This is a genomic window from Prosthecobacter sp., assembly GCF_044378005.1.
Taxonomy (GTDB): domain Bacteria; phylum Verrucomicrobiota; class Verrucomicrobiia; order Verrucomicrobiales; family Verrucomicrobiaceae; genus Prosthecobacter.
Genome location: NZ_JBILYB010000199.1, coordinates 1 through 8,263, shown reverse-complemented (window position 1 = coordinate 8,263; position 8,263 = coordinate 1). Strand labels below are relative to the sequence as shown.

Below are 8,263 nucleotides of genomic sequence, written 5' to 3'. Positions count from 1 at the left end.
CGAATCGGAAACAGAACGGGATGCGCCGAAAATACAAAAAGTCGCGGGTATCAGCCAAGCAAAACGGGAGCGTTTTTGCCTACAATGACGCATCAAATAACTTCGATCCATGATCCGCCCCAGCCTGCTTCCCATGAAACTGCACCATTCTCTCAAAGTCATTTGGCTTGTCATCGCGACAGCCATCCTGCCCGCCCAGCCGAATCTCCGTGCTGAATCCGCTGCCTTCAAGCTGCAAGCCAACGACGTCATCGCGCTGACGGGTGGATCGAACATCGAGCGCACGCGTTTCAATGGGTTTTTTCAGACACATCTCTTCACCGCGCAGCCGGACGCGAAGATCAAGGTGCGCAACTTCGGGTGGGAGGGCGACACGGTGTTTGAACAGTGGCGCGATGGTGGCGCGGCGGGGAAGCTCGACCCGAGCCAGAGCTGGCGGCAGCAGCGCGACTGGCGACAGCAGCTTGCCGAGGTCGAAGCGACGGCGGTGATTGCGCAGTTTGGCCAGATGGAATCACTCGCTGGCCTGGAGAGGTTGCCTGCGTTCATCGCGGCGTATGAGAAACTGATCGAGGAGTTCACGGAGGGTGGCCGCCGCGTGGTGCTGGTATCTCCGATGCGGTTTGAAAAAAGCACGCAGCCGCTCGCGCCCGATCTCACACGGAACAACCCTGCGGTGCAGGCTTATGCGGAGGCCATTCGCGATCTCGCGGCGAAACTTGGTGTGACGTTCATCGACCTCATGAAACTCCCGCATGATGCGCAACCGCTCACGGACAATGGCTATCAGCTGAATGAGCAAGGGCATCGCATCGTGGCGGCGCACATCGCAAAGTCGCTGGGCATCTCGACGAAGCCCGAAGCGGATACCGGAGGCGTGCGCAGTGCCGTCATCGAAATGGAGCGCTTGTGGTTTGATTACTGGAGGCCCATGAACTGGGCATTCATCACCGGTGACCGCACGACTCAGCCCTTTGCCAGGGACTGGAAGGACAACAAAAAGCACCTGTTCCCAGAGGAAATGAAGGACTTCGTGCCGCTGGTCCAGCAGGCTGATGAAAACATCTGGAAGGCGCTGGCTGGCCAGCCCGTGACGCCCGTCGGCATCCACTCGTCCATCCCTGTCGAGCCGCCGAGTGTGAAGCCGCAATTGCCGGATGAGGAACTCGCGTCCTTGAACGTCCTCGACGGCTTCAAGGTGAATCTTTTCGCCTCCGAAGCCGATGGCGTGGTGAAGCCGTCCCAGATGCGCTGGGATGAGCGCGGCCGACTGTGGGTCGCCTGCACGGTGAGCTATCCGCAGATCAAGCCGGGCGAAAAGCCCAACGACTACGTGCTGGTATGCGAGGACACCGATGGCGATGGCCGCGCGGACAAGTTCACCAAGTTCGTCGAGGGCTTGTTCATGCCCACTGGCATCGAGCTTGGCGATGGCGGGCTCTATGTCGCGCAGGGCACGGAGTTGCTGCACTTTCGCGACACCGATGGTGATGGGAAAGCGGACACCCGGCGAATCGTTCTCGGTGGTTTCGGCACGGGGGACTCGCACCAATTGATCAATTGCCTAAACTGGGGCTTTGGCGGGGAGTTGTGGTTCACGCAGGGGCATCACATCTACTCACGCGTTGAGACCCCGTATGGCGTGGAGACGCTGAACCGCTCCGGCGTATGGCGTCTGCGCCCGCGCACCGGGCACCTCGATCCCTTTTTTCAATGGTCCACTGCGGGCGCGAACTGCTGGGGCGTGGTCACCACGGACTACGGTCAGCCCTTCCACATTAGCGGCGCGAACGCCAGTGCCTACTTCACCATGCCGGGTCTCGTGCGCTCCAGCTTGGCCACGCCAGCGGGAGCCGTTAGAGTTTGCGAGGCAAGCAGCAAACAGGTCGGCATGGAGTTCATCGGCAGCAGCCAGTTTCCGCAGGAGATGCAGGGCCGCGTCATCCTCGGCGGCTACTACGCGAACCGCCTGGAGCAACACGAACTGCGCATCAAGGACGGCGTGTATTCCTCGACGCAGCTTCCGAACATCATCGAAACGAAGAACAATGTCTTCCGGCCGGTGGAGGTCCGTAGCGGCCCGGACGGCGCGCTCTATGTCGCTGATTGGTATAATCCCATTATTGGTCATTACAGCGCCTCCTATCGGCATCCCGACCGCGACAAGGAACATGGACGCATCTGGCGTGTGACTTACCAGGGCCGTCCGCTGGTCAAGCCGGCATCGCTCGTGAATGCCACAGCAGGTGAGCTCTTGGAGCAACTCGACTCCCCCGAGCGCTGGGCCCAGTATCAATCCAAGCGCCTGCTGTTCGAGCGCGACAGCGAGGAAGTGACCACGGCACTCGACGCGTGGGTTGCCAAACTCAAGGCGGGCGATGCGAAGGATGAATACCGCCGCCTGCAGGCCCTCGCCATTTACGAGGCCCACGAAAAGGTGCGACCCGAGTTGTTAAAGTCGTTGCTACGTTCGCCGGACGCCCGCATTCGCGCCTACGCCACGCGCACGCTTTCGACTTGGGCGCGCGACGGTGCCTTGCCCGAGGCCATCACGTTGCTGGAACCGCAGATTGCCGATGAAGACCCAATGGTGCGTCTGGAAGCCATTGTCGCGGCCAGCTACGTGCCGGACCCACGCGCAGCCGTGGTCGCCCTGCGCGCTTTGGACAAGCCTTTCAACGCCTATCATCAACACTCACTTCCGAAGACGCTGAACGGCCTCGCTCCGATCTGGGTGCCAGCTCTCGCCGCTGGAAAACTCGCTTTCGACAAGGACGAGCACCTCATCTTTGCCCTGCAAAATGCCAAGGTGGAGAACAACAGGGACATCATGCGCCAGCAGATCGAGCGTCATGCAGGCGATGCCGCGCGTCAGTCCCTTTGGCTCAAGGCCCTCGCCACCGTGGCCAGTGCAACGGACCTCCGTCTCATCCTCGAACGCGGTGGTCAGGACCCCACTGTTCTCGCCGCACTTGCGAGTTCATCCGCCTTGCGCGGCTCCAAGCCCAACGACACCGCACCGCTGATCGAGCCGCTCTTCACTTCGACGAATGCCGCCGTGCGCACCCAGGCCGTGCGCATCGCGGGTGCTTGGAAACTCCCCGCCTTTGCCAGCCGCCTCCAAGCCCTCGCTGCCGATGAAGCCACGCCGCTGCCCTTGCGCAAAGCCGCGCTGACCGCCATCGGTGATTTTGGCGGCCCCGCCGATCCCACGCTGCTCCGGATCATCGACAGCGCTGCGTCGCCCGAGTTGCAAGCCACCGCGCTCGATGCGCTCATCACTGGCAGTCCGGACGAGGCTGCACGGATCGTGCTGGGCAAACTCAACCACGCCAAGCGCAGCGAGGAAGCCACGCCATTGGTCAAGGCCATGCTCGCACGAGCAGAAGGCAGCGCCGCTTTCAACAAGGCCGTGTCGAAGCCGAAAGCGCTCAGCGCCGCCAGCGCCAAGCTTACGCTCGCCGCACTGAATCTGCTCGGCCATAGCGACCGCAAACTGCCGCAGTTGCTCATGAATCTAGCGGGCATGAACACCACACTCCCCGTCTATACGAAGGCGTATGTCGCCACCATCGTGAAATCCGCGCAGACCATTGGCCGTGCCGCCGAAGGCAAAAAGGTCTTCGAACAAACCGGCTGCATCGCCTGCCACATGCCCGGAGCGGCGCAAAGCAAGATCGGCCCCGACCTCAGCGCCATTAGCCGCAGCATGCCCATCGACATGATCATTGGTGAAATCATCTGGCCCGCGCTCAACGTCAAAGAGGGCTACGAAGCTGCCACCGTCACGATGAAGGACGGCAGCGTCATTGCAGGGTTCAAGCATACCGAGACCACCGACACCATCGACATCCGCGACCCAGCCACCGGCAGCGTGAAGACCCTCCAACGAGCCAGCACCGCCAAGATTCAGACCGGCGGCACCCTCATGCCCGACGGCCTCACCGCCACACTCAGCGAGCAGCAAATGGCCGACCTCATCCGCTACGTCAGTGAGTTGGGGAAATGAATTCATCCCGAACACGCTCAATCCACAACGCCCCAACCAAGAACCAAGAACCAAGAACCAAGAACCTAACATCATGAAAACACTACTCCTCACCCTCCTCCTCATCACCTCCGCAGCCTCGGCTCAGACACCGCTCTCCGATGGCAAGACCTTCACCGGCTGGGAGGGCGATACCACCACGCAGTGGCGCATCGAAGACGGCGCTTTCACTGCGGGATCACTCGAGAAGAAGCAGCCCTACTGCGACTATCTCGCGACGACACAGGAGTTCGGCGATTTTGAACTCACGCTGAAATGGAAGCTGGAAGGCACGGAAGGCTTTGTGAATGGCGGCGTGCAGTTCCGCACGAAACGTATTGCACCACCTTCACACGAGGTCATCGGCTTCCAGGCGGACCTCGGCATGGGTTATGACGGTGCGCTCTACGACAATATGCGTCGCAAAAAAGTCCTGGCCCGGCCTACGAAGGAAGTGCTGGAAAAGGCGCGTAAACCGGTCGGAGAATGGAACGACTACCGCATCCGCGCCGAAGGCTCGCGCATTCAGATCTGGCTCAATGGCGTGCAGACCGTGGACTACACCGAGACCGAACCCGACATCGCGACCAAGGGTATCATCGCGCTGCAGATCCACGGCAATTCATCCTCCATCGTGCGCTACAAGGACATCGCCATCACGGAGCTGCCCGCAGGGAAGGGGAAGTAATGGTCGAAAACCTCGGTAGGCGAATGGAACGACTGCCGTGCCGCATCAAAAAACTTCGATTCATGATCCGCTTCAGCCTGCTTCCGATGAACACGCAACATTCCTTCAACGTCTTTGGGCTTGTCATCACGACTGCGATCCTGCTCGCCCAGCCGGACCTCCGGGCCGAACCCGCTGCCCCCAAGCAGCCATCGGGCTCGGTGTCCAAGTCCAAGGAGTCCCTGGCGGACGGCCTTGTGCGCGGCGGGTCGTTCGATCGAAAGGCCCAACGCATGCCCAAGGGTGACATTGCCGTCGGACTGCAGGAGGTGGCGTCGGGTTTTGCGGTTCCGCTGGTGCTGACATTCGCGCCGGGACAAAAGGACCGACTCTACGTTGCGGACCAGATCGGCATCATCCGCATCGTCGATCACGCACGCTTGCTCAGCGAGCCGTTCCTCGACCTGCGGCCTTGGTTGAAGGAAGTGAATCCAGCCTACGACGAGCGTGGCCTGCTCGGCCTGGCATTCCACCCCCAATTCGACCGCAAGGATCACCCTGGCTTTCGCAAGTTTTATACCTTCACGAGCGAGCCTCCCGGCCCATGCGAGGTTCCTCTGGCGAACGCCGCCGACAAGGTCGATCACCTCAACGTCGTGACGGAGTGGCGCGCCTCCGACGATGATACCAATCGCGTCGATGTCGGCAGCCGACGGGTCGTGTTCTCCTACGCCACGCCGAATTTCCATCACAACGGCGGCAGCCTCGCCTTTGGCCACGACGGCCTGCTGTATATCAGCGTCGGCGACGGTGGCACCGGGCTCGTGTTTACCGACAAGTCACCCATGGGCATCGCGCAGGACATCAAGAGCCCGCGAGGCAAGATCCTGCGAATCGATCCGCTCGGCCTCCAAGGCGTCAAGGCTGGGACCGGTCAATACAGCGCCCCATCTGACAATCCCTATGTGGGCCGTCCGGGGCTGGATGCCATCTATGCCCTCGGCCTTAGGAATCCCTGGCGGATGAGTGTCGATCGCGCCACTGGAGAGTTGATCGTGGGCGATGTCGGGCAGAGCGTGACCGAAGAGGTGAATATCGTGAAACGTGGGGGGAATTGCGGTTGGCCGTTCAAGGAGGGTGATTCTTACCGCAAAGACAATCCAGGTAAGCTCACAAAGGATGCGCCTTGGGCCGGCCAAGCTCCGCTGATTGATCCTGCGCTCGCCTACACTCGCGAATACATCCAGTCAGGCGTCCTCTCCGTCATCGGTGGTTACGTTTACCGCGGCACGGCGATCCCTCAGCTACAGGGACGCTATGTCTTCGGCAATTGGACGACCTCCGGAGGCTTGCATGGGCAGCTATTCCACGCCGATCTTCGTTCGGGAGAAATGAAGGAGTTCCTCATAGGTCCCTCAGATGAGCCGCTCGATGGCTATCTGGTCGCCTTCGGCGAGGATGCAGAGGGGGAACTCTATGCTCTGACCACCTCTCTGGCAGGCCCTAAAGGGACCACCGGCAAGGTCCTTCGGCTGGTCGCCTTCCAAGGCGAAGTAAAACCGAGGGTGACCCCAATATCTACGGAGGAGACCTCGTCCGGCCGTGCGGATTCCCCAATCGCTCGGGGGAAGCGGCTTTTCACTGAAAAACTCTGTGCCACCTGCCATCAGACCGATCCCGCTGTCCCGGCCCCTCCAGGCGAGGCGCTGCACGCGCCTCGTTTCCTCGACAAGTTTTGGGGCCAGCCGCTCCAAGTGCATGACGGCATCGGCGGGCCTCTCATCAGAGTGGACTTCAATGAAGCCTATTTCGTCGAATCGGTGAAGGAACCCATGAAGAAGATTCATGAAGGTTCCATGCCCGGCATGGTGGTGGCGCCGATGACCGACGACGAAATCAACGCGCTCATGGCCTATGTGAAGAGCCTGTCGAAATGAAACGTGGCCAAGCCTCTCTCGACCCAACCGAGAACCTAACATCATGAAAAAACTCCTCCTCACCCTTCTCCTCCTCACGTCCGCAGCCTCGGCCCAGACACCGCTCTCCGATGGCAAGACCTTCGCCGGGTGGGAGGGCGATACCACCACGCAATGGCGCATCGAAGACGGGGCATTCACTTCGGGCTCACTCGAGAAGAAGCAAACCCGCAACGACTACCTCACGACGACCAAAGAGTTCGGCGACTTCGAACTCACGCTGAAATGGAAACTGGAAGGCACCGAGGGCTTCGTGAATGGCGGCGTGCATTTCCGGTCCAAGCGTGTCCCGAAGGGCACCGAAGTGTCCGGATTTCAGGCGGACCTCGGCGCAGGTTACGACGGAGCGCTCTACGATCACATTCGCCGCAGCAAAGTCATCCAGAGACCCACGAAGGAAGTGCTGGAAAAGGCGCGCAAGCCCGTGGGCGAATGGAACGACTACCGCATCCGCGCCGAAGGCTCGCGCATTCAGATCTGGCTCAATGGCGTGCAGACGGTGGACTACACCGAGACCGACCCGACCGTCGAGACCACCGGCATCATCGCCGTTCAGATCCACGGCAATTCAACCGCCATCGTGCGCTACAAGGACATCGTCATCACGGAGCTGCACTCCGGGGACGCAATCGAACCGGCTGCCAAGGTGATGTTGTTCGACGGCAAATCCCTTGACGGTTGGATCCCCTTCAGCCCCGGCAAGAGGCAGGGCAAAGACGTCAATTCAACCGACACAAAAGTGTGGTCGGTCCGCGACGGCGTGATCCACTGTGAGGGCAAGCCGTCGGGTTACCTCCGCACCAGCAAAGACTACGCGAACTATCAACTGCATCTCGAGTGGCGCTGGGACGGCAAGCCGACCAACAGCGGCGTGCTGCTGCACAAGACAGGCCCCGACCTCCTCTGGCCAACCTCCATCGAGGCCCAAGTCATGCATGAGAACGCAGGTGACTTCTATTTGATCAACCTCTCGTCCTTGACCGTCAACGGCAAGCAGCTCGGCCCGGTTGTAAAGCCATACCTAAGAGCCAAGAAACAGGAGTTATCGAACGAGAAACCCCCGGGCGAGTGGAACAGCTACGACATCGTCTGCGATGGCGACTCGATCCAACTGACGATCAACGGCGTGCTGCAGAACAAGGGCACCGGCGCCAAACCGTCCAGCGGCGCGATCTGCCTGCAAAGCGAGGGCAGCCCGATCCAGTTCCGCAATATCTACCTCAAACCGCTGGAGAAATAGAGCGCCCATCACCCCTGCAACTACCTTCAACCCACACCATGAAACCCACCCACACACTCCCTACCGACATCACCCGTCGCACCTTTCTCCATCGCTCGACGGGAGCACTCGCTGCCTCCACCGGTTTGTTGGCACACGCCCAAGCGGAACCCGAGAACACCTATGGCGTCCAGACACCGGAACTGCGCAGCCGCGCCGAGGTTAATGCCGTTCTCGGCAAGGCACCAAAGCCCGCCGCAGAGGCGAGCCTGCGACCGCTCACCATTCTCTTCGCCGGAGGTGCAAAGGATCACCCGCCGAGGTCCCATTCTCACGATGTGCTGCCGAAACGCTGGAAAGTGCTGCTTGGCGGC

At 60.7% G+C, this 8,263-nt stretch carries 5 protein-coding genes; all 5 read left to right on the top strand.

Annotated features, from left to right (window positions below; genetic code table 11):
• Nucleotides 1–133 precede the first annotated feature (133 nt).
• Entirely contained in the window at nucleotides 134–4,009 is a 3,876-nt protein-coding gene (locus AC6FTP_RS23970; RefSeq protein ID WP_497209435.1) for a PVC-type heme-binding CxxCH protein, read from the top strand.
• Between the two features lie 73 nt (nucleotides 4,010–4,082).
• Nucleotides 4,083–4,715 carry a 3-keto-disaccharide hydrolase gene (locus AC6FTP_RS23965; RefSeq protein ID WP_497209434.1) on the top strand — a complete coding sequence of 211 codons (633 nt, stop codon included), beginning with the start codon at nucleotides 4,083–4,085 and terminating at the stop codon, nucleotides 4,713–4,715.
• A 62-nt stretch (nucleotides 4,716–4,777) separates the two neighbouring features.
• On the top strand, nucleotides 4,778–6,631 hold the full coding sequence (locus AC6FTP_RS23960) for a PQQ-dependent sugar dehydrogenase (RefSeq protein WP_497209433.1): 1,854 nt from the start codon (nucleotides 4,778–4,780) through the stop codon (nucleotides 6,629–6,631).
• Between the two features lie 43 nt (nucleotides 6,632–6,674).
• Nucleotides 6,675–7,910: a 3-keto-disaccharide hydrolase gene (locus tag AC6FTP_RS23955; RefSeq protein ID WP_497209432.1), complete on the top strand. Its 1,236-nt coding sequence runs from the start codon at nucleotides 6,675–6,677 to the stop codon at nucleotides 7,908–7,910.
• Nucleotides 7,911–7,948: 38 nt separating this feature from the next.
• On the top strand, nucleotides 7,949–8,263 hold a 315-nt coding region (locus AC6FTP_RS23950; RefSeq protein ID WP_497209431.1), incomplete at its 3' end, for a hypothetical protein.